Annotated in this window: 17 protein-coding genes; 8 read left to right on the plus strand and 9 right to left on the minus strand. The window is 71.4% G+C overall.

The genetic code is table 11. The features are described from left to right. The first annotated feature begins 179 nt into the window (after nucleotides 1-179). Nucleotides 180-419 carry a hypothetical protein gene (locus tag ACFY1L_RS14005; RefSeq protein WP_388822943.1) on the plus strand — a complete coding sequence of 80 codons (240 nt, stop codon included), beginning with the start codon at nucleotides 180-182 and terminating at the stop codon, nucleotides 417-419. 274 nt (nucleotides 420-693) lie between these two features. On the opposite strand, the gene gcl is transcribed toward ACFY1L_RS14005, so the two are convergent. After that, nucleotides 694-2,478, minus strand: coding sequence for a glyoxylate carboligase (gcl, locus tag ACFY1L_RS14010; protein WP_388822945.1), 1,785 nt, complete (start codon nucleotides 2,476-2,478; stop codon nucleotides 694-696). 205 nt (nucleotides 2,479-2,683) lie between these two features. On the opposite strand from gcl, the gene ACFY1L_RS14015 reads away from it, so the two are divergent. After that, the gene (locus tag ACFY1L_RS14015; protein ID WP_388822947.1) at nucleotides 2,684-3,373 is read left to right on the plus strand and encodes a hypothetical protein; all 690 of its coding nucleotides are present in this window, start codon (nucleotides 2,684-2,686) and stop codon (nucleotides 3,371-3,373) included. A gap of 28 nt (nucleotides 3,374-3,401) precedes the next feature. On the opposite strand, the gene ACFY1L_RS14020 is transcribed toward ACFY1L_RS14015, so the two are convergent. Then, entirely contained in the window at nucleotides 3,402-4,991 is a 1,590-nt protein-coding gene (locus ACFY1L_RS14020; protein ID WP_388822949.1) for an AMP-binding protein, read from the minus strand. After that, nucleotides 4,988-6,661 (minus strand): AMP-binding protein, encoded by a 1,674-nt coding sequence (locus ACFY1L_RS14025; protein ID WP_388822951.1) that lies wholly within the window; start codon nucleotides 6,659-6,661, stop codon nucleotides 4,988-4,990. Before ACFY1L_RS14025 ends, ACFY1L_RS14020 begins: the two co-directional genes overlap by 4 nt. 117 nt (nucleotides 6,662-6,778) lie before the next feature. Between ACFY1L_RS14025 and ACFY1L_RS14030 the strand changes: the two genes are divergently transcribed. The 3 genes from ACFY1L_RS14030 (at nucleotide 6,779) to ACFY1L_RS14040 (ending at nucleotide 11,575) form a co-directional block, all read left to right on the plus strand. Next, entirely contained in the window at nucleotides 6,779-7,615 is an 837-nt protein-coding gene (locus tag ACFY1L_RS14030; protein ID WP_388822953.1) for a response regulator transcription factor, read from the plus strand. Nucleotides 7,616-7,771: 156 nt separating this feature from the next. Then, nucleotides 7,772-10,579, plus strand: a complete 2,808-nt coding sequence (locus tag ACFY1L_RS14035; protein WP_388822954.1) for an ATP-binding protein — start codon at nucleotides 7,772-7,774, stop codon at nucleotides 10,577-10,579. Between the two features lie 204 nt (nucleotides 10,580-10,783). After that, entirely contained in the window at nucleotides 10,784-11,575 is a 792-nt protein-coding gene (locus ACFY1L_RS14040; RefSeq protein ID WP_388822955.1) for a S1 family peptidase, read from the plus strand. 103 nt (nucleotides 11,576-11,678) lie between these two features. On the opposite strand, the gene dmpI is transcribed toward ACFY1L_RS14040, so the two are convergent. Both dmpI and ACFY1L_RS14050 read right to left on the minus strand, forming a co-directional pair. Then, a complete protein-coding gene (gene dmpI, locus ACFY1L_RS14045; protein ID WP_388824009.1) occupies nucleotides 11,679-11,882 on the minus strand; it encodes a 4-oxalocrotonate tautomerase DmpI in 204 nt (67 codons plus the stop codon). A gap of 71 nt (nucleotides 11,883-11,953) precedes the next feature. After that, entirely contained in the window at nucleotides 11,954-12,820 is an 867-nt protein-coding gene (locus tag ACFY1L_RS14050; RefSeq protein WP_388822956.1) for a LysR substrate-binding domain-containing protein, read from the minus strand. A 77-nt stretch (nucleotides 12,821-12,897) separates the two neighbouring features. On the opposite strand from ACFY1L_RS14050, the gene ACFY1L_RS14055 reads away from it, so the two are divergent. After that, on the plus strand, nucleotides 12,898-13,545 hold the full coding sequence (locus ACFY1L_RS14055; protein WP_388822957.1) for a LysE family translocator: 648 nt from the start codon (nucleotides 12,898-12,900) through the stop codon (nucleotides 13,543-13,545). 18 nt (nucleotides 13,546-13,563) lie between these two features. Here the strand turns inward: ACFY1L_RS14055 and ACFY1L_RS14060 are convergent, their stop codons facing one another. Then, a complete protein-coding gene (locus ACFY1L_RS14060) occupies nucleotides 13,564-14,697 on the minus strand; it encodes a winged helix DNA-binding domain-containing protein (RefSeq protein WP_388822959.1) in 1,134 nt (377 codons plus the stop codon). 143 nt (nucleotides 14,698-14,840) lie between these two features. Between ACFY1L_RS14060 and ACFY1L_RS14065 the strand changes: the two genes are divergently transcribed. Beyond that, a complete protein-coding gene (locus ACFY1L_RS14065) occupies nucleotides 14,841-15,998 on the plus strand; it encodes a magnesium and cobalt transport protein CorA (protein WP_388822961.1) in 1,158 nt (385 codons plus the stop codon). A gap of 27 nt (nucleotides 15,999-16,025) precedes the next feature. Here ACFY1L_RS14065 and ACFY1L_RS14070 read toward each other — a convergent pair whose 3' ends face one another. Both ACFY1L_RS14070 and ACFY1L_RS14075 read right to left on the minus strand, forming a co-directional pair. Continuing rightward, entirely contained in the window at nucleotides 16,026-17,237 is a 1,212-nt protein-coding gene (locus tag ACFY1L_RS14070) for a 4-hydroxybenzoate 3-monooxygenase (protein ID WP_388822962.1), read from the minus strand. Nucleotides 17,238-17,333: 96 nt separating this feature from the next. Continuing rightward, the gene (locus tag ACFY1L_RS14075) at nucleotides 17,334-18,380 is read right to left on the minus strand and encodes a Glu/Leu/Phe/Val dehydrogenase dimerization domain-containing protein (RefSeq protein ID WP_388822964.1); all 1,047 of its coding nucleotides are present in this window, start codon (nucleotides 18,378-18,380) and stop codon (nucleotides 17,334-17,336) included. Between the two features lie 79 nt (nucleotides 18,381-18,459). Between ACFY1L_RS14075 and ACFY1L_RS14080 the strand changes: the two genes are divergently transcribed. After that, entirely contained in the window at nucleotides 18,460-18,939 is a 480-nt protein-coding gene (locus ACFY1L_RS14080) for an Lrp/AsnC family transcriptional regulator (protein WP_388822966.1), read from the plus strand. On the opposite strand, the gene urtE is transcribed toward ACFY1L_RS14080, so the two are convergent. Further along, nucleotides 18,929-19,621, minus strand: a complete 693-nt coding sequence (gene urtE / locus ACFY1L_RS14085; protein WP_361264137.1) for an urea ABC transporter ATP-binding subunit UrtE — start codon at nucleotides 19,619-19,621, stop codon at nucleotides 18,929-18,931. The two genes, ACFY1L_RS14080 and urtE, sit on opposite strands and share 11 nt — an antisense overlap. Nucleotides 19,622-19,623: the final 2 nt, after the last annotated feature.

Here is a 19,623-nt window from a genome sequence, read left to right on the forward strand (position 1 = left end):
GGTTCGCCCGCCCCGGGGGGGGGGCGCCCCGGCCGGGGCGCCCCCCCCCCCCCCGCGCGGGCGGCCCCCCCCCCCCCCCCCCCCGGGGGGGGCGGGGGGGGGGGGGCCCGCCCCCCCCCCCCCCGCTTCTCGGCGTTCGTGGGGGTGCGGATCGGCGCGGCCCGCAGGACGCTGAAGGCATGGCACATCCAACGGAGCATCCGCACATCGTGGTGCACTCGCCGGCCCTGGACGGCTCCCGGCGGGTCACGGAGGGCGACGAGACGCTGGGGATCGCCACGCACGTCGACGACGTCAGCGAGATCCTGCGCCTGGCCGACCTGTACGTCACGGACGTGGAGGAGAGCGACCTCATCGAGTGGCAGGGCGGCGGCCCGGACGACTGGCCGGGGCTGTCGGAACACCACGAGGGGTCGTGACCACGTACGTACGCCTGGCGCGTGGACCAACGGCACGTACGCCCGGGGACGTAGGACGTCTACGCAAACCTCAAATCCAGCTCTGAACATGGTTCAAGAGGCTTCAGCCGCCCCCGCCCGCGGGCATATTCACGTCACATGGGGCCCGCCGACACGGGGGCGGCGGGCCCCATGACGGGGGAACGGGGGAAACGGGGGACGGCTCCTGGGAGCCGGGCACGCGAAAGGGGCGGTCCAACCAGCAGGTTGGACCGCCCCTCAGCTGTCGGCCGGGTCAGACCTTCAGCGTCCTGATCGACGTCGGGGCGTGCCCCGGCTCGGTCGCGATCTCCTCGAACTCCACCACGTTGCTGATGTCGTTGGTGGTCGACATGGAGATGTTGGTGACGCGCTCCAGGATGGCCTCGACGACGACCGGGACCTGGTACTCCTGCGCGAGCTTCTTGGCCTGCTCGAGGGCGGCGCCCAGCTCGGCCGGGTCGGTCACCCGGATCGCCTTGCAGCCGAGGCCCTCGGCGACCTTGACGTGGTCGACGCCGTAGACGCCCAGCTCCGGCGAGTTGATGTTCTCGAACTCCAGCTTGACCTGGAAGTCGATGTCGAACGCCCGCTGCGCCTGGCGGATCAGGCCCAGGTAGGAGTTGTTCACCAGGACGTGGACGTACGGGATCCTGTGCTGCGCCCCGACCGCCAACTCCTCGATCATGAACTGGAAGTCGTAGTCGCCGGACAGCGCGACGACCTGCGCCTCCGGGTCGGCCTTGGCGACGCCCAGCGCGGCCGGAATGGTCCAGCCGAGGGGGCCCGCCTGGCCGCAGTTGATCCAGTGCCGCGGCTTGAAGACGTGCAGCATCTGGGCGCCGGCGATCTGCGAGAGGCCGATGGTGGAGACGTACCGGGTCTCCGGGCCGAAGGCCTTGTTCATCTCCTCATAGACGCGCTGCGGCTTGATCGGGATGTCGTCGAAGTGCGTACGGCGCTGGAGCGTCGCCTTCTTCTCCTGCGCGGAGGCCGCCCACGCCGAGCGGTCGGGCAGCTTGCCTTCCGCCTTCGACTCCCTTGCCACCTCGACGAAGAGCTCCAGGGCAGCCTTCGCGTCGGACGCGATGCCGTAGTCCGGGGCGAAGATCTTGCCGATCTGGGTCGGCTCGATGTCGACGTGGACGAACTTGCGGCCGGCCGTGTAGACGTCGAGCTTGCCGGTGTGGCGGTTGGCCCAGCGGTTGCCGATGCCGAGGACGAAGTCGGACTCCAGGAAGGTCGCGTTGCCGTAGCGGTGCGAGGTCTGCAGGCCGACCATGCCGGCGTTCAGCTCATGGTCGTCGGGCAGGAGGCCCCAGCCCATCAGGGTCGGGACGACCGGAGTGCCCGTCAACTCGGCGAACTCGACGAGGAGTTCGGCCGCGTCGGCGTTGATGACACCGCCGCCGGCGACGATCAGCGGACGCTCGGACTCGTTCAGCAGCCCGATCGCCTTCTCGATCTGGGCGCGGGTCGCGGCCGGCTTGTACGCCTGGAGCGGCTCGTACGTCTCCGGGTCGAACTCGATCTCGGTGAGCTGGACGTCGATCGGCAGGTCGATCAGGACCGGGCCGGGACGCCCGGAGCGCATGAGGTGGAAGGCCTGCTGGAAGACGCCGGGAACCTGGGCGGCCTCGAGCACCGTGACCGCCATTTTCGTCACCGGCTTGGCGATCGAGGCGATGTCGACGGCCTGGAAGTCCTCTTTGTGGATCACGGCGGTCGGGGCCTGGCCCGTGATGCACAGGATCGGGATGGAGTCGCCGATGGCGGAGTACAGACCGGTGATCATGTCGGTGCCGGCGGGGCCGGACGTACCGATGCAGACGCCGATGTTGCCCGGGTGGGTGCGGGTGTAGCCCTCGGCCATGTGCGAGGCGCCCTCGACATGGCGGGCAAGGGTGTGGTTGATGCCGCCGGAGGCCTTGAGCGCCGCGTAGAAGGGGTTGATCGCCGCGCCGGGCACACCGAACGCGTTGGTGACGCCCTCGCGCTTGAGGATCTCAACTGCCGCGCGGGCAGCGGTCATACGTGCCATCGAGTACTCCTGCTTCGGCTGTCGGATTCGCACTCCCGTCGCGCCCCGCGGTGAGCTCTTCCGTGTCGACTTCCCTGATCGCTTCCGCGCCACTTCCGTGCTGGACTTCCGTATTGCGGAAACTGTTTTCTACTATCTGGAAGCAATGTAAGTGGGTGAGGGAAGGCCGTCAAGAGAAGGACAAGCGGGGGTCCGCTGGAGGACGATGTGGGCCATGTCCGAGAGCGTCTCGGTGCGCTGTCCGGCCTGCCGGCGCGAGCACCTCTACGCGGCGCCGTCGTATCCGTGCGTGTGCGGGGCACCCGTCGCCCCGCCGCTCGACCGGCACGGAAGCGCGACGGCGGTCACACAGCGTGCCTGGGCGGAGGACTGGGTCACGCTGCGGTGCGGCTCCTGCGGCCGCCGGGACCAGTGGCCGCGCCCGGAGCTGGGCTGCCCGTGCGGGACGGTGCTGCGGATCGCGGTGGCCGGGACGGACACCGACGCGGAGGGCGCCGCCCGTCCGGCGAAGCGCCGCCGGCCGTTCCAGCCCGTCACCATCCGCACCGCCAGGGACGCGGTGACGGCCGCCGCCGTATATCTGCGCTGGCTCGGCTACCGGGACATCCGCCGCGCCGACCAGCGGCCGCCGTCCGGCATCGGCATCGCCGCTCGCGGCCTGCTGGCCCAGGTCGACCCGACCGTGCGCCCTGCCTCACTGCGGGACGTGGAGTGCCTGTGGCTGACGGCCATGACGGAGTCGTCGGGCTGCGTCTACTTCTCCCTGGCCGGCTACGCCACCGACGCCCGCACCCGCGCCGACTCCCTGGGCGTCCCCCTCTTCGTCCTGGACCTGACGGGCACGCCACAGCCGGTGAACCAGCTGGCGGACGAACTCGACTCGACCGGGGCCTGAGCCCCGGCCGAGTCACCCGCAGTCGTGCTCACACGCCGTACTTCTCCCGCAGTTCGATCTTCCGCACCTTCCCCGACACCGTCATCGGAAAGGCCTCCAGGATCCGCACCCTGCTCGGCACCTTGTAGTGCGCCAACTGTCCCTCGCAGAAGGCGCGTACGTCCTCCAGGGTCGGCGGGTCGGCCGGGTCGCGCGGGATGACGCAGGCGAGGACCTCCTCGCCGTACTTCTCGTGGGGTACGCCGACCACCTGGACGTCCTGGATCTTCGGATGGCCGTAGAGGAACTCCTCGATCTCGCGCGGGTAGATGTTCTCGCCGCCGCGGATGATCATGTCCTTGATGCGGCCGACGATCTCGACGTAACCGTCCTCGCGCATCATCGCCAGGTCGCCGGTGTGCATCCAGCGGCCGGGGTCGACGGCCTCGGCGGTCTTCTCGGGCTCGTTCCAGTAGCCGAGCATCACGCTGTAGCCGCGGGTGCACAACTCGCCTGCCTCGCCCCGGGGTTGGGTCACTCCGGTCGCCGGGTCGACGATCTTCACCTCGATGTGCGGCAGGACGCGGCCGACGGTGCCGGTGCGGTGTTCGAGGTCGTCGTCGCGCCGGGTCTGGGTGGAGACGGGCGAGGTCTCCGTCATGCCGTAGCAGATCGACACCTCGGCCATGTTCATCTCGCCGACGACCCGCTTCATGACCTCCACCGGGCAGGGCGAACCCGCCATGATGCCGGTGCGGAGGGAGGAGAGGTCGTACGTCGCGAAGTCGGGGAGGTTCAACTCCGCGATGAACATGGTCGGGACGCCGTACAGGGAGGTGCAGCGTTCCCGCTGGACGGCTTCGAGGGTGGCCTCGGGGTCGAAGGACGGGGCCGGGATGACCATGCAGGCGCCGTGCGAGGTGGCCGCGAGGTTGCCCATGACCATGCCGAAGCAGTGGTAGAAGGGCACCGGGATGCAGATCCGGTCCTGCTCCGTGTAGGCGATCAACTCGCCCACGAAGTAACCGTTGTTGAGGATGTTGTGGTGGGAGAGGGTCGCCCCCTTGGGGAAGCCCGTCGTGCCCGACGTGTACTGGATGTTGATCGGGTCGTCGCAGGACAGGTCCGGGTACGGCGCCGGGGTCCCGCGGGCGATCAACGCGTCCCAGCTCGGGTCGCCGATGTAGACGGTCTCCCTCAACTGCGGGCACTTGCCGCGCACTTGGTCGACCATCGCCCGGTAGTCGCTCGTCTTGTGGCTCAGGGAGGCGAACAGCAGGGAGATCCCGGCCTGGCCGAGGACGTACTCGACCTCGTGGGTGCGGTAGGCCGGGTTGATGTTCACCATGATCGCGCCGATGCGGGCGGTGGCGTACTGGACCAGCACCCACTCGGGGCAGTTGATCGCCCAGATCCCGACCCGGTCGCCCTTGACGACGCCGCTCGCGAGCAGTGCGTACGCCAACTCGTCCACGTCCGCGGCGAATTCGGCGTAGGTCCAGCGCCGTCCGGAGGGCACGTCGACGAGTGCCTCGCGGTCCGGCCAGGCGGCGACGGCCCGGTCGAGGTTGGCGCCGATCGTGTCGCCGAGCAGGGTCGTGTCGCTCGTGCCGTGCGTGTACGACGATTTTGAGGTCACCGGAAGTCCTCCTCGCGGTACTCGTTCCCGGAACCCGCGGCCGTCGCCTCGCGCAGCTCGATGCGGCGGATCTTGCCGGAGACGGTCTTGGGCAGGGCACCGAACTCCAGGCGACGGATGCGCTTGTACGGGGCGAGGACCTCACGGGAGTGCTCGAACAGCACCTTCGCGGTGTCGGGGCCCGGCTGCCAGCCCTCGGCGAGCACGATGTACGCCTTCGGCACGGCGAGGCGCAGCTCGTCCGGGGCGGGCACGACGGCCGCCTCGGCCACCGCCTCGTGCTCCAGCAGGGCGCTTTCCAGCTCGAACGGGGAGATCTTGTAGTCGCTCGCCTTGAAGACGTCGTCGCTGCGTCCGATGTACGTCAGATATCCGTCCTCGTCCCTCGAGGCGACGTCCCCGGTGCGGTAGTGGCCGCCGGCCATCGCCTCCGCCGTACGGTCCGGGTCGCCGTGGTAGCCGGTCATCAGGCCGACCGGACGCGCCGACAGGTCGAGGGCGATCTCGCCCTCGGCGGCACCGGGCGCGCCCGTCACCGGGTCGAGGAGCTCGACCTTGTAGCCCGGGCTCGGCCGCCCCATCGAGCCGGTCTTGAGCGGCTGTCCCGGGCTGTTGGCGACCTGCACGGCCGTCTCGGTCTGCCCGAAGCCGTCCCGGATGGTCACCCCCCAGGCCCGTCGGACCTGCTCGATGACCTCGGGGTTCAGGGGCTCCCCGGCGGCCACGGCCTCGCGCGGCCTGCGACGCAGCTGGGTCAGGTCGGCCTGGATGAGCATGCGCCAGACGGTCGGCGGCGCGCAGAAGGTCGTGACCCCCGCCCGGTCCATCTCCGCCATCAGCCGGGACGCGTCGAAGCGTGTGTAGTTGTAAAGGAAGACGGTCGCCTCCGCGTTCCACGGCGCGAAGAGGTTCGACCAGGCGTGCTTGGCCCAGCCGGGCGAGGAGATGTTGAGGTGCACGTCGCCGGGCTTGAGGCCGATCCAGTACAGGGTCGCCAGATGGCCGATCGGGTACGAGGTGTGCGTGTGCTCGACCAGCTTGGGACGGGCGGTCGTGCCCGAGGTGAAGTACAGCATCAGCGGGTCGTCGGCGAGGGTGGGCCCGTCCGGGAGGAACTCGGCGGGCGCCGCGTACGCGTCCTCGTACGGCTCCCAGCCCTCCTCCGGCAGACCGCCGACGGAGATACGGGTGTACGCGCCGGGGACGTCGTCGAACTTGGCGGTGTCCTCGGCCCGTACGATCACGTGCTTCACGCGCCCCCGGTCGACGCGGTCGCGCAGGTCGGCGGGGCCCAGCAGCGGGGTGGCCGGGATGACCACGGCGCGCAGCTTCATCGCCGCGAGGGCCGTCTCCCACAGCTCCACCTGGTTGCCCAGCATGACGAGGATCCGCTCCTCGGCCCGGACGCCCCGGTCCTGCAACCAGTTCGCCACCCGGTCCGAACGCTCGGCCATCTCCGCGAAGGAGACCCGGACCTCGGAGCCGTCCTCCTCGACGATGTGCAGGGCGGTCCGGTCGTTGCCTTCGGCGATGACGTCGAACCAGTCGAGCGCCCAGTTGAAGCGCTCGGGGCGGGGCCAGCTGAAACCCTCGTATGCCTTCGCATAGTCCTCGCGGTGCTCCAGCAGGAAGTCCCGCGCGTTACGGAAGGCCTCCGTCGCCGTCGTCATCTTGCGTCCTCCTCGGTACCGGACCATTGCCGGGCGGCTCTCTGCCATCGTGTAATCCGTGATGCAGGTCTCACTACCCCCGAACGGGGGTGTGTGCTGCAGGGAAAGGGCGAGCAGGTGACAGCAGACGCGTCCGGGGCGGTCGAGATACGCAACGCGCTGGTGCGCCTGCGGCGCATGACGGGGCTGCCGGTGGCCTTCGGCGGGCTGGTGGAGCCGGGGCGGCAGCACGTGCGCATCAGCGAACTCAGCGGCAACACGACAACCGCCCTGAGCGGACTCCCGGTGACCTCCGGCAACGGCCTCGGCGGCCGCGCGGCCGCCCTCGCCCGCCCGTGCGCCGTGACGGACTACAGCTCCTCCCAGCAGATCAGCCACGAGTACGACGTCCCGGTCGCCACGGAGGGGCTGCGGTCGATCCTCGCGGTGCCGGTGGTCGTACGCCGCCGGGTGCGCGGTGTCCTGTACGGCGCCCTGCGCACGGCCCAGCCGCTCGGTGACCGCACACTGGGCGCGGCGATGGAGGCGGCGCGGGACGTGGAGCAGGCGCTGGCGGTCCGGGACGAGGCGCGCGGTCTGCTGGCGGAGGCCGCCCGCACCGAGCCCGCCCGGGACCCCGCCGCGGGCGCCGCCCGGGAGCAGGTGCGGGAGGCCCATGCAGCTCTGCGGGCGCTGGCACCGCGGATCGCGGACCCGGCACTGCGGGCGGAACTCCTCGGCGTGTGCGGGCTGTTGGCCCCGAGGGCGCCGGTCGACGAGGTCGGCCTGACCCCGCGCGAGCTGGACGTACTGGCCTGCGTGGCCGCCGGGGCGACGAACGCGGTGGCCGCGGAACGGCTCGGTCTGCGCGCCGAGACGGTCAAGGGCTACCTGCGCTCCGCCATGCGCAGGCTCGGGGCGCACACCCGCGGGGAGGCGGTGGTCGCGGCGCGCCGGGCGGGGTTGCTGCCGTAGCTCTCGGCAACCACCCCGAGGAGTGTCTATTCATTCAGCCGAGCTTCGAATTTCCCCATGCAACACCATTGTTATATCCCTCACCACGCCGTCCGTCCGAATTTCAAAGAGACGTTGCCTAGAATTTGGTCCGGACACGACACTTGGAGGGGAGCGGTGACCGTGCGAGGGGACTTCAAGGAGCCTGCCAGATGCCGCCCCGACCTGGTCATCGGCCGGGAGGAGCCGTTCGGCGCGGCGCGTGAGCAGCTCGCCCGCGGCGGCAGTGTGCTGCTCCACGGTCCCGCCGGAATAGGAAAGTCGACCGTACTGCGGGCATTGGCATCCGAATATGGGACACCCGCCCGCACCGTGTTGCGCTGCTCGGCGACCGAGTCCGAATCGCATCTCCCCTTCCTGGCCCTCGCCGACCTCCTCGGTCTGGTCGTCGACGAGGTCTCCGACAAGCTGCCCGCCGCCCAGCGCACCGCGCTGGAGTCGGCGCTCACCGGCCGCGGCGAGTCCACCCTCCAGCGCGACGGGCTCGCGCTGCGCCTGGCCGTGCTCTCCGCCCTGCGCGCGCTCGCCGCCAAGGGCCCCGTCCTCGTCGTCGCCGACGACCTGCAGTGGCTGGACCCGGCGAGCGCGGAGCTCCTCGGCTTCGCCGCCCGCCGCCTGGGCGACACCCCCGTCCAACTGTTGTGCGCGGTGCGCACGGAGGGCCAGGAGTACGACCGTCACCTACGCGCGTCGCCACCCGACACCCTGGCCGTTCGGCTCGGCGCGCTCTCCCGGACCCAGGTCTCCGCGCTGCTCGACCACCGCGGCTACACCGGCCTGCCGCGCTCCATCGTCCGGGACATTCACCGCACCAGCGGCGGCAACCCGTTCTTCGCACTCGAACTGGGCCGCGCCCTGGCCGAGAACCCGACCCCGCCGAGACCCGGTGAGCCGCTGCCGGTGCCCACCTCGCTGCGCGCCCTGGTCCTGAACCGCCTCGAGATGCTCTCCGACGAGGCCCGGCGCACCCTCCTCGTGGCCAGTGCGGGCGCCCGCCCCACGCTGGCCCTGCTGCACGCGGCCGGCCGGGAGAACGCCGAGGCCGAGACCGCCCGGGCGGCCGAACTCGGGCTGCTGGCAACGGAACCCGAGGGCCCCGCCGTACGGTTCGCGCATCCGCTGATCTCGGCCGCGCTGTACGCGGAGGCGCCCGCGCAGGAGCGGCGCGCCGCGCACGCCGCGCTGTCCACCGCCGCCTCCGACCCGATCGAGCGGGCCCGCCACCTCGCCCTGGCGACCACCGGCACCGACCCGGAGGCCGCGGCCCGTCTCGCCGAGGCCGCCGCCCTCGCCCGGGACCGCGGGGCCCCCTCGGTCGCCGCCTCGCTCGGGCTGCTCGCGGCCCGGCACACCCCGGCCGACGGCGACCCGGGCCCGGACGAGCACCGGCTGCAGGCTGCCGAGGACGCGATCACCGCCGGCGAGGTGGACCTCGCCCGGGACATCGCGCGCGAGGTGCTGACCCGGGCCACCGCACCCGCGGACCGGGTGCGGGCCTGGATGGTGGTCATCGAGGCGGCGGGCCAGGCGCTCGGCGAGGTCGACACCGTCTACCCGCAGGTGCTGGCCGACGCCGGCGACGACCCGGGCCTGCTCGCCCTGGTCCACTACCAGCTGGCCTGGCGGGGACTGGTCGTGGAGGGCGACTTCGCCATCGGCCGGGAGGAGGCCGCGCACGCCGCAGAGCTCGCGGCCCGCTCCGGCGACCGGCGCACGGAACTCCTCGCGCTCGCCTTCCAGGCGCAGACCGAGACCCTGATGGGCCACCCGGACGCCCCCGCGACCATCAAGCGCGCCCTGAAGGAACCCCAGCTGCCCGAAGTGGCCTGCCACCACAACGGCGCGGGCGCGACCCGCTACCGCTGGCTGATCATGAGCGACCAGCTGCCCGAGGCCCGCTCCACGGTCAGCGCGCTGCTGCGTGAGGTGCGGCGGCGCGGCATGGTCGAGAGCGAGGTGCACTTCGTGCGCCTGCTCGCCGAGACCGAACTGCGCTCCGGGCACTGCGGACGCGCCCTCGACCTGGCCCGGGAGAGCATGCGCCTGGCCCGGGACTCCGGCATCGGCGAGATTCCCTCCGCCGTGCTCGACTCCCTCGCCGAGGCCTCCGGCGGCGACGTGGACCGGGCGCTGGCACTGGCGCGCGAGGCCGTGGAGCAGGCCGGGCAGGTCGGCGACCAGATGTACGTCTCCCGGGGGCTGACCGCGCTCGGGCACGCCCAGCTGGTGGCCGGCGACGCCGAGGGGGCGGTGCACTCGCTGCGCCGGGTCCGGGAGCTGGAGAACGGCCTCGGCATCACCGACCCCGCGCGCGGCCGCTGGCACGGCGACCTCGCCGAGGCCCTCGTCCGCATCGGCGAGGTCGACGAGGCGCAGCAACTCCTCGACGTGGCGCGCGAACACGCGCTGCGGCTCGGGCGCGAGAGCGTGCTGGCCCTCCTGGACCGCGCCGAGGCGCTGGTGCGGGCCGCGCGCGGGGAGCGCGACGCCGCCATCGCCCAGCTGACGTCCGTTCAGGACCGGCTCGCCAAGCTGGGCTACGGCCTGGAGGAGGCGCGCGCCGCGTTCGCCCTGGCCTCGCTGCGCACCGGCCGGCCGGGCCCGACGTCGTACGACGAAGCGGCCCGGCTGTTCCGTCGCTGCCGGGCACTGCCGTGGGTGCGCCAGGTGGAGCAGGCGGCCGTGGCGAATCCGGTGGAACCGATCGCCACCCCTGCTGCGTCAGAGGGCCTGGAAGGCCTTGCCTCGATGGAGCGACAGGTCGCCGCGCTCGTCATGGAGGGTGCGACCAACCGCGAGATCGCATCGCGCCTGTTCATCAGCGTGAAGACGGTCGAGGCGACCCTCACCAGGGTGTACCGGAAGCTCGGGATCCGTTCGCGGGTGGACATAGTCCGTTTGGCCGCAGGCCGCCGCGCGAAGTGACGGCACCCCGGGTTAACTGAGCCGGACCGAGGGTTTTCCCTCCCCTACTCCCTTAGGGGGTTCCCTCATTGGGAGCAGGGCGTTCCGGGTCCTAGCGTTAGGGCGTGCCGCTCGCCCGGGCATACGGGGGTCGGTCCCGCGACCCCCGTGCACAACCCCCCACACCCGCGCGACCCCCCACCGGCAACCCCACTGAGGAGACTCATGTTCGGGCTCACCCGTGCGAGAAAGACCGCCGCCATAGTCGTGGCGACCGCTGCCGCGGCCGCCACCGCACTGCTCGGCGCACCTTCCGCGGCAGCCGCGCCTCAGCCCATCGTGGGCGGCACGACGACCACCACAACGGCCTACCCCTTCGTCATGCAGATCACGGACGCCTCGCAGAACCAGTTCTGCGGCGGCACCCTCGTATCGGCCACCAAGGTGATCACGGCCGCCCACTGCATGGTCGGCGAGACCACCAGCAGCGTCCGGGTCGTCGGCGGCCGCACCTATCTGAACGGCACGAACGGCACGGTCAGCAAGGTCAGCAAGATCTGGATCAACCCGGACTACACGGACGCCACCAACGGTGACGACGTGGCCGTCCTGACGCTCTCGACGTCGATGCCGTACACGACGGCGTCGTACGTGAAGTCCTCGGACACCTCGGTGTACGCGGCAGGCACCACCGCCCGCATCCTCGGATGGGGCACCACCTCGGAGAACGGCAGCTCCTCCAACCAGCTGCGGACCGCGACCGTCCCGACCGTGTCCGACTCCAGCTGCAAGAGCTCCTACGGTTCCGACTACGTCGCGACCGACATGGTTTGCGCCGGATACACCTCCGGCGGCACAGACACCTGCCAGGGCGACAGCGGCGGTCCCCTGCTCATCGGGGGCGTCCTGGCAGGGATCACTTCTTGGGGCGAGGGCTGCGCGGAGGCCGGTTACCCGGGTGTGTACACCCGGCTGACGACCTTCTCGAGCCTGGTGACCACGCAGGTCAACTCGTAACAAGAGAGATCTCCCGAGCACCCCTCGGGGAAATACCAGGGGGCGTTGCGAGCTACCACGAGCAGCTCGCAGCGCCCCCTATCCATGCCCCGCTACGTGTGCGCTACTTGTCGGCGGTGAGCCTGCCCGCCGCGCCCCAGCTGTCCGCCGGCACCTCGTGGATCCACACCTGCACGGTCTCCGCCGGGATCTTGTACGCGTCCACGAAGGCGTCGGTGACGCGCTTGACGAGGTCCCGCTTGAGCTCGGTGTCGCGGGGGCCCTGCTGGATGGTGACGATCGGCATGACTGCACTCCCTCGAGTGATGTTCCGTTCGGGTGAGTCCAGTTCATCGCGGCGGGTGTCCGTGACCAAGAAGCAGATCCCGACCGCAGCGATCAGTTCTCGTGATCACCGCAGGCCAGCAGCAGGGTGTCCAGGTGCGGCGGGGCGGCCGAGTCGGACACCGCGAGGCCCGTCGACAGGGCCAGGCCGGGGGCCTTGAACGGTACGAAGGCCACGCGGGGACTGTGCAGCACGCGCGCGTGGGAGGCGTAGACGACCGTCCACAGCGGCCGGGTACCGATGGTGGCGAGGGTGTCCTGCAGGGAGCCGCTCACCGGTCCGGGAGGCGGTTCGAACCCGGCCTCGTGGCAGGCACCGACGACCAGGTCGACGAGGGCGGGGTTGTTGCGGCGCTCGGTCAGGGTCAGGGGCAGCCCGGCCAGTTCCCCGACGCCGATCTCCGGCCGGCCGGCGAGGGGGTGCGTGGCGGGGAGGGCCGCGACCAGAGGGTCGGGCCACAGGGGCAGCACGCGTACGCCGGGCACGGGTTCGACCGCGCGGACGAACGCGGCGTCGAGCTGCCCTCCGGCGACCCGGGCGAGCCGCTCGGCGGCCGGCAGCGAGAAGAGCTCGACGGGAACCTCGGGCGCACGGCGCGCGAACGCCACGAGCACCCGGTCCAGATGCGCACCCAACCCCGTGCTCGTACCGATCCTCAGCCCCGGCGGCGGGGCGACGGCCGCGCGGGCCCGGTCGGCGGCGGCCAGCACGGCCCGCGCCTCCGGCAGCAGCCGCTCCCCCGCCGCGGTGAGCCGCACCCGGCGCGGCGTCCGGTCGAACAGCTCGGCCCCCAACTCCCGCTCCAGCCGCTGTATTTGCTGGCTCACCGCGGACTGCACGATATGCAGCCGCTCGGCCGCACGCCCGAAGTGCAGCTCCTCGGCGACGGTCACGAAATAGGTGAGCTGCCGCAGTTCCATGGGCCCGACTCTAGAGGGGGCCGCGAGATGGCTGTTTCAATGAGCGCGCCCGAGAGTGCTCCAGGGAAGTGATACGCATGGTGTCCACGGACCGTTTCCTCGCCTTCGCCGCGATGTCCCTGCTGGTGATCGTGATTCCGGGACCCAGCGTCCTGTTCGTCATCGGCCGGGCCCTCGCCCACGGCCGCCGCACCGCGGTGGCGACCGCGCTCGGCAATGTCTTCGGCTCGTATCTGCTGGTGGTTGCGGTCGCCGTAGGCATCGGCTCGCTGGTGGAGCGCTCGGTCGCGATCTACCTGGCGGTGAAGCTGGCGGGCGCCGCCTACCTCGTCTACCTGGGCGTGCACGCCTTCCGGCACCGCAAGGAGCTCAAGGCCTCCGCGATCAGGGCGACACCCGCGGCCCCGGCGCGCGGCGATCTCCGTACGGTCCTGGACGGCGCACTCGTCGGCCTGACCAACCCCAAGGGCATCGTGTTCTTCGCCGCCGTACTCCCCCAGTTCGTGGACCACTCGGCGGGCCAGGTCACCGCCCAGATGCTCCTGTTGGGCCTGATCCCGATCTCGATCGGCCTGGTCACCGACACCCTGTGGGGCCTGACCGCGTCCGCGGCCCGCGCCTGGTTCGCCCGCTCGGACCGACGCTTGTCGCTGATCGGCGGCGCGGGCGGCTTCACGATGATCGGGCTGGGGCTGACGGTTGCGGTGACGGGACGGGCGGACTGAGGGGTCCAGGCAGCGGTCCTACGGCAGCACGGTGCCGAAGCGGATGTCGTACGAGGCTCCCGGATGCATGGTCTCGAGCATCCGCTCGCCTTCCTGGACCACGTCCTCCCGCTGGGCCTTGGTGAGCTTCCCGAAGGGCTCGACCACGAGCGCGTCCTCGGCCAGCTTCCACACCCCCGCCAGGAAGCCGTCCACGAGGAACGTGCAGTAGACCATGTTCCCCACCCAGCTGCGGCCCCAGTACTCGGGCGGTACGACGCGGGTGCGGTCGGCGTGGGAGAGGAGCAGGTTGTCGAACTCGGGGAGGAAACGGGGCGGGGCGGGGAGGTCCGCGTCGGGACGGGGCGCGTCGGGGAGGTCGAAGAGTTCGACGCCGTTCTCGTCGCGGAAGGTCAGGAGTCGGGGGCGGAGGCGTTCGAAGGCCTCGCGCAGGCGGGTCAGGCCGGCCCAGGTCTGCATGTCCTTGACGGAGGCGGGACCGAAGGCGGCGAGGTAGCGCAGGACGACGGCGTCCGGGGCCGGTGCTTCCCCCGCCGGACGGCCGAGCCAGTGCTCGGCGGTGGTCAGGGCGACCTGGCCGCTCCTGCCCCACAGTCCGCGCGGGGTGACCTGGACGAGTGGGAGCCGGCAGCGGGCGGCGATGCCGAGGGCCTGCGGGTCGGCGTCGGGCCACTCGGCGAGCAGGGCCTCGCGCAGCTGCTTCATGGTGCGCGGCTCGGACTCGACGAGCTCGCGGGCGAGCGCGGCGAGCCGGTCGAGGTCGACGCCGGCAAGTCCCTTGCGGAAGTTGGTGAGTTCGCGGTCGCGGGCGGGCTGGACCAGCGGGCGCAGGGTGAGGCAGTCGTCGGCGGTGTGGGTGTGGATGGTCGAGCGCATGGTGACGATGCGGACGACCTCGCGGTCGGCCATCAGCGACGACAGCTGCTCCGGGGAGAAGCCGTCGAGGCGGGCGGCGAGCGCGTAGTACGGCGGCTTGACGTTCTGCGCCTGGAGCCCGAGGAGATGCTCGACGGCGGCCTCGACGGAGAGCGGCGACCGGCGCAGGAGCAGCTGCCGGGCGAGGGTGGCGCGGTTGAGGGCACGGGAGCCGAGCACGGGAGCCGTGGCGGTGGTCTTCGTCGTGCTGCGCTGCGTACTGCTCCGCTTCGTCATGCCTGCACGCTAACGGCGCTTGCGGACACCTTCTGTCCGCAACTCTCACCGAATCCCGGAACCGCCCGCCACCCCGGCGTCGTTTGCCCCGTATATCCTGCCCGGGATCACGCAGCCGCAGGTTCGACCCGGGAGGCAGCCGCATGTCCGAGCGACGCGTCCGTCCCGCCTCCAAGAACGCGAGGAAGTCCGTCTGGCGCCGCGCGCTCACCCCGCCGCAGCCGCCGGAGCCGAAGAACCCACCGCCCGCCGACCCGGCGCCCCCGGAGCCGTCGGAGGTGGCGAGCGTCGTCCAGGCGGCCCTGTACCGGGACGGGGTCCGCGTCTCCGCCCCCGCCACTCTCGCCGAAACGTTCCGCGAGCTGCGCGAGCAGCCGTCCGGCATGGCGTGGATCGGGCTCGCCCGTCCGACGGAGGCCGAACTCCTCTCCCTGGCCAGCGAGTTCGATCTCCATCCGCTCGCCGTCGAGGACGCGATGGAGGCCCACCAGCGCCCGAAACTGGAGCGCTACGGCGACACCCTGTTCGTCGTCCTGAGCGCGGCCCGCTACCTGGACGCACCCGAGGAGGTCGACTTCGGCGAGCTGCACGTGTTCGTCGGGCCCGACTTCGTCATCACGGTCCGCCACGGCGCGGCCCCCGACCTCTCCGCAGTGCGCCGCCGTATGGAGGAGACGCCGGACCTGCTGAAGCTGGGCCCGGAGGCGGTCCTGTACGCCATCCTCGACGCGGTGGTCGACGGCTACGCGCCGGTGGTCGCCGGCGTCCAGAACGACATCGACGAGATCGAGACCGAGGTCTTCCGCGGCGACCCCGAGGTCTCCCGCCGTATCTACGAACTCTCCCGCGAAATGGTCGAGTTCCAGCGCGCTACCCGCCCCCTGGTCGGCATGCTGCACGGCCTGATCGCCGGGTTCTCCAAGTACGGCACGGACGAGGAACTCCAGCGCTATCTGCGGGACGTCGCCGACCACGTCACCCACACCAGCGAGCGCGTCGACGGCTTCCGCCAGGCCCTCACCGACATCCTCACGGTGAACGCGACCCTGGTCACCCAGCAGCAGAACGCGGAGATGCGGGCGCTGGCGGAGGCGGGGTTCGAGCAGAACGAGGAGGTCAAGAAGATCTCCAGCTGGGCGGCGATCCTCTTCGCCCCCACGCTCGTGGGCACCATCTACGGCATGAACTTCCAGCACATGCCCGAGCTGGGCTGGACCTTCGGCTACCCCTTCGCCATCGGCCTGATGGGTGTCGTCTGTGTGAGCCTGTACGTGATCTTCAAACGGAAGGACTGGCTGTAGCGGGCCGCACTGCGCGCCGTCGGCTCGTCAGGCCGGATCCAGTCCCGTCATGAGTTCCGCGAAAGCACCGCCCGCAGCGGGAGAGGTGAAAAGGCGGTCCAGGCGGGCCCGCGCCAGGCTGCGGTGGAAAGGACCGGCATCGGTGGCATCACCGGCGTCATGGAGAGTCCGGGTCAGCCAGTGGGAGAACTCCTGGTCGTTCCAGACGCGGCGCAGGCAGCGCTGTGAATACGTGCGCAGACCGGTGTCGTCGTTGTCGTGGACGAAGCCGCGGACGGCGCGGGCGAAGACGTCGGCGTCGTAGAGGGCGAGGTTCATGCCCTTGCCGCCCATGGGCGAGACGATGTGCGCCGCGTCGCCGACCAGGAAGAGGCGGCCGTACTGCATGGGGTCGTGGACGAGGCTGCGGAGTCGGAAGGTCTCGCTGTCGGTGATCGGGCCGGAGGCGAGGTCGGGGTCGCCGAGCCGGGTGCGCAGTGCGTCCCAGACGCGAAGGTCGGGCCAGGCGCCGGGGTCGTCGTCGGGCGGGCACTGGAGGTAGTAGCGGCTGCTGTGCGGGCCGCGGGGGAAGTGGGCGGCGAAGCCCTGCGGGCTGACCGCGAGGAGGGGATGGGCCGGGGGCGGGGCGTCGGCGAGGACGGTCAGCCAGCCGATGCCGTGGTCGAAGGCGTGGGCGGTGAGGACGTCGTCGGGGACGGCGGTGCGGCTGACGCCGTGGTCGCCGTCGCACCCGGCGACGAAGGTGCAGGCGATCGTACGGAGCGTGCCGTCGGCCGCGCGGTAGCGGACGGTGGGGCGGTCGTCGGTCAGGTCGTGCAGGGAGACGTCGGCGGCCTCGAAGCGCACGTCGCCGCCGTCGTCGAGGTACGCGGCGGTGAGCTTCTGGACCAGGACCTGCTGGGGGCAGAGGCGGGCCTGCGGTCCCTCGGAGCCGTCGCTGTCGGTCACCAGGTGGGTCTCGCCGTCGACCCGGATCTCCAGGATGCCGTCGTACGGGATGCCGCCGAGGACGCGGTCGGCCAGCCCCCAGGAGTCGAACATCCGCACGGCGCGGGTCTCGACGATGCCGGCCCGCTGGCGCTGCGCCACGTACTCGCGGCTGCGGCGCTCCAGGACCACGCAGTCGACACCGCTGCGCCGCAGCAGGTTGGCGACGGTCAGCCCGGCCGGGCCCGCGCCGATCACCACGACCGTCGTCGATTCCGACGGCTCGCCCAACTCCCCTGCTTCGACGGTCACTTGACCACCTCCGGGCTCAGCCTAGGGCCTGATCCACCGAACAGGCCCCAGACCTGCGTTCCGGCGAGGCGGGCCCGGGCCTGCCCGTCGCCGCGCTCAGCCGGCGGCCAGCGGCACGAGCCTGTCGGCCGCGAGGGCTTTCGCCTCCCGCAGCGGAGTCGTGCCGTTCGTGCGCGACCTGTCGAGCAGCAGCCGTACGGTGTCCCCGATGCCCGACACCCGTCGTGCGGCGGCCTCTCGGGTGAGGTGTTCGACCTCGCGGGCGAGGGTGTGGACGACACCGCCCGCACCCGCGACGAAGTCGGGGACCCATACGATGTCCCGTTTCATCAGCAGGTCGGCCACCGAGTCGGTGGTGAGCTGGTTGTTCGCCGGGCCCACCACCAGCCGTACGTCGAGTCGCGGAACCGTCTGCGGGCTCAGTACTCCCCCGACCGCGGCCGGCACCAGGACGTCCGCCCGTGTGCCGGGCACCTCGTCGGGCTCGACCCAGCCGAATCCGGCTCGCACGGCGGCCACCCGCTTCGTCGGGTCCACGTCGGAGACCAGGACCCGGGCGCCGTCCGCCGAGAGGCCGGCCGCGATGCGGCTGCCGACGGAGCCGAAGCCGCTGACAAGTACGGTGCGGCAGGTGAGCGAGGCGGTGCCGAAGACATGGTCCGCACCGGCACGCAGGGCGGCGAGGGTGCCGGTGGCCGTCGGCGTGCTGGACGTGCCCGTGCCGCCGTGCTCCTCGGGCAGGCAGAACACGTACGGGGAGAAGCGGCGCAGCACCACCATGTCGTCGGGGGCGGTGCCGATGTCCGGGCCCGCGAGATAGGAGCCCTCGAAGGAGGCGATGAACTCGCCCATGTCGGCCAGCGCCGCCGCGCGCAACTCCGGGGTGGGATCGGTGTGCTCGTCGAGGGCGATCACGCTCTTGCCGCCGCCGAAGTCCAGGCCGGACGCGGCGCACTTGTAGGTCATGGCCTCGGACAGGCGCAGCGCGTCCGCGAGACCCTCGCGCCAACTCCCGTACCGGTGCAGGCGGCAGCCGCCGACCGCCGGGCCCAGGGCGCGGGAGTGGACCGCGATGATCAGGGGCAGCCCCGAGCGGGGGCCGCGGTGGACCGTCACCTCTTCGTGCTCGAGTGTTTGCGTCATGGCCGGGAGGTTAGAGAGATGTACCGGGCCGTGGTCGAACTCCCGAAGGAAATTCGGGAGCGGGCAGAAGGAAGCGATCGTGGACGAACTTGATACGGCGATCCTGCGGCATCTGCAGGAGGATGCGCGGCAGTCCAACCGAGCCGTCGCGGAGAAGGTCGGCATCGCGCCGTCCACCTGCCTGGAGCGCATCCGGCTGCTACGGCAGCGCGGGGTGATCCGGGGCTATCACGCGCAGGTGTCGCTGCCCGCGCTGAACCGCGGTGTGCAGGCGATGGTGGCGGCGCAGGTGCGACCGCTCAGCCGGGAGGTGGTGGCGGACTTCGAGCGGTCGGTGTCCCGGCTGCCCGAAGTCCTTTCCGTCTACACCATGGCCGGCAGCGACGACTTCCTCGTCCACGTCACAGCCCAGGACATCGAGCATCTGCACGCGTTCCTGCTGGACCGGTTCACCAACCGTCGCGAGATCCTCAGCTTCCGCACCATGATCATCTATCAGCATCTGACGAACTCCGTGCTGGAGCCGCTGCCGCCTCCCGGGGGCCCTGTCACACGCTGAGCGCCGCCCGAACCGCCTGCTCCGAGTCCGCGCCCCCTTCGCCGTCGGAGGTGACCCGGCCCGCTTCCAGAACGTAGTACCGCTGGGCCGCGCGCATGGCGAAGCCGACGTGCTGCTCGACGAGGAGGACGGACAGGCCGCCGCGCCGGGCCAGGGCGAGGATCGTCTCCTCGATCTCGGCGACGACGGAGGGCTGGATGCCCTCGGTCGGTTCGTCGAGCAGCAGCAGCCTCGGGCGGGTCACCAGGGCGCGGGCGATGGCGAGTTGCTGACGCTGGCCGCCGGACAGCAACCCGGCCCGGCGGCCGGAGAGTTCGCGCAGCACGGGGAAGAGGTCCAGCGCCTCCGCGATCGCCTCCTTCCCGTCCGGGCGTCCGTCGGCGACGAGTTGGAGGTTCTCCGCCGTGGTCAGGTGCGGGAAGGACTGCTGGCCCTGCGGGACGTACGCCATCCCGCGGGCCACCCGCTGGTGCGGGGAGAGGCGGGTGATGTCCTCGCCGTCGAGCAGGATGGTCCCGCCCTTCGGTTTGAGGAGGCCCATCGCGGTGCGCAGCAGGGTGGACTTGCCGGCGCCGTTGTGGCCGAGGACGGTCGCGACGCCGTCCTTCGGGACCGAGACGGTCACGCCGTGCAGGACGGGCGAACGGTCGTAGCCCGCCCGGATGTTGCTCAGCTCCAGCATGG

Source organism: Streptomyces sp. NPDC001663 (assembly GCF_042893105.1).
GTDB lineage: Bacteria > Actinomycetota > Actinomycetes > Streptomycetales > Streptomycetaceae > Streptomyces.

Coding starts and splice junctions, on each gene's coding strand:
- ACFY1L_RS14005 (WP_388822943.1), top strand. CDS start 180: ATGGCACATCCAACGGAGCATCCGCACATCGTGGTGCACTCGCCGGCC.
- gcl (WP_388822945.1), bottom strand. CDS start 2,478: ATGGCACGTATGACCGCTGCCCGCGCGGCAGTTGAGATCCTCAAGCGC.
- ACFY1L_RS14015 (WP_388822947.1), top strand. CDS start 2,684: ATGTGGGCCATGTCCGAGAGCGTCTCGGTGCGCTGTCCGGCCTGCCGG.
- ACFY1L_RS14025 (WP_388822951.1), bottom strand. CDS start 6,661: ATGACGACGGCGACGGAGGCCTTCCGTAACGCGCGGGACTTCCTGCTG.
- ACFY1L_RS14040 (WP_388822955.1), top strand. CDS start 10,784: ATGTTCGGGCTCACCCGTGCGAGAAAGACCGCCGCCATAGTCGTGGCG.
- ACFY1L_RS14050 (WP_388822956.1), bottom strand. CDS start 12,820: ATGGAACTGCGGCAGCTCACCTATTTCGTGACCGTCGCCGAGGAGCTG.
- ACFY1L_RS14055 (WP_388822957.1), top strand. CDS start 12,898: ATGGTGTCCACGGACCGTTTCCTCGCCTTCGCCGCGATGTCCCTGCTG.
- ACFY1L_RS14060 (WP_388822959.1), bottom strand. CDS start 14,697: ATGACGAAGCGGAGCAGTACGCAGCGCAGCACGACGAAGACCACCGCC.
- ACFY1L_RS14065 (WP_388822961.1), top strand. CDS start 14,841: ATGTCCGAGCGACGCGTCCGTCCCGCCTCCAAGAACGCGAGGAAGTCC.
- ACFY1L_RS14075 (WP_388822964.1), bottom strand. CDS start 18,380: ATGACGCAAACACTCGAGCACGAAGAGGTGACGGTCCACCGCGGCCCC.
- urtE (WP_361264137.1), bottom strand. CDS start 19,621: ATGCTGGAGCTGAGCAACATCCGGGCGGGCTACGACCGTTCGCCCGTC.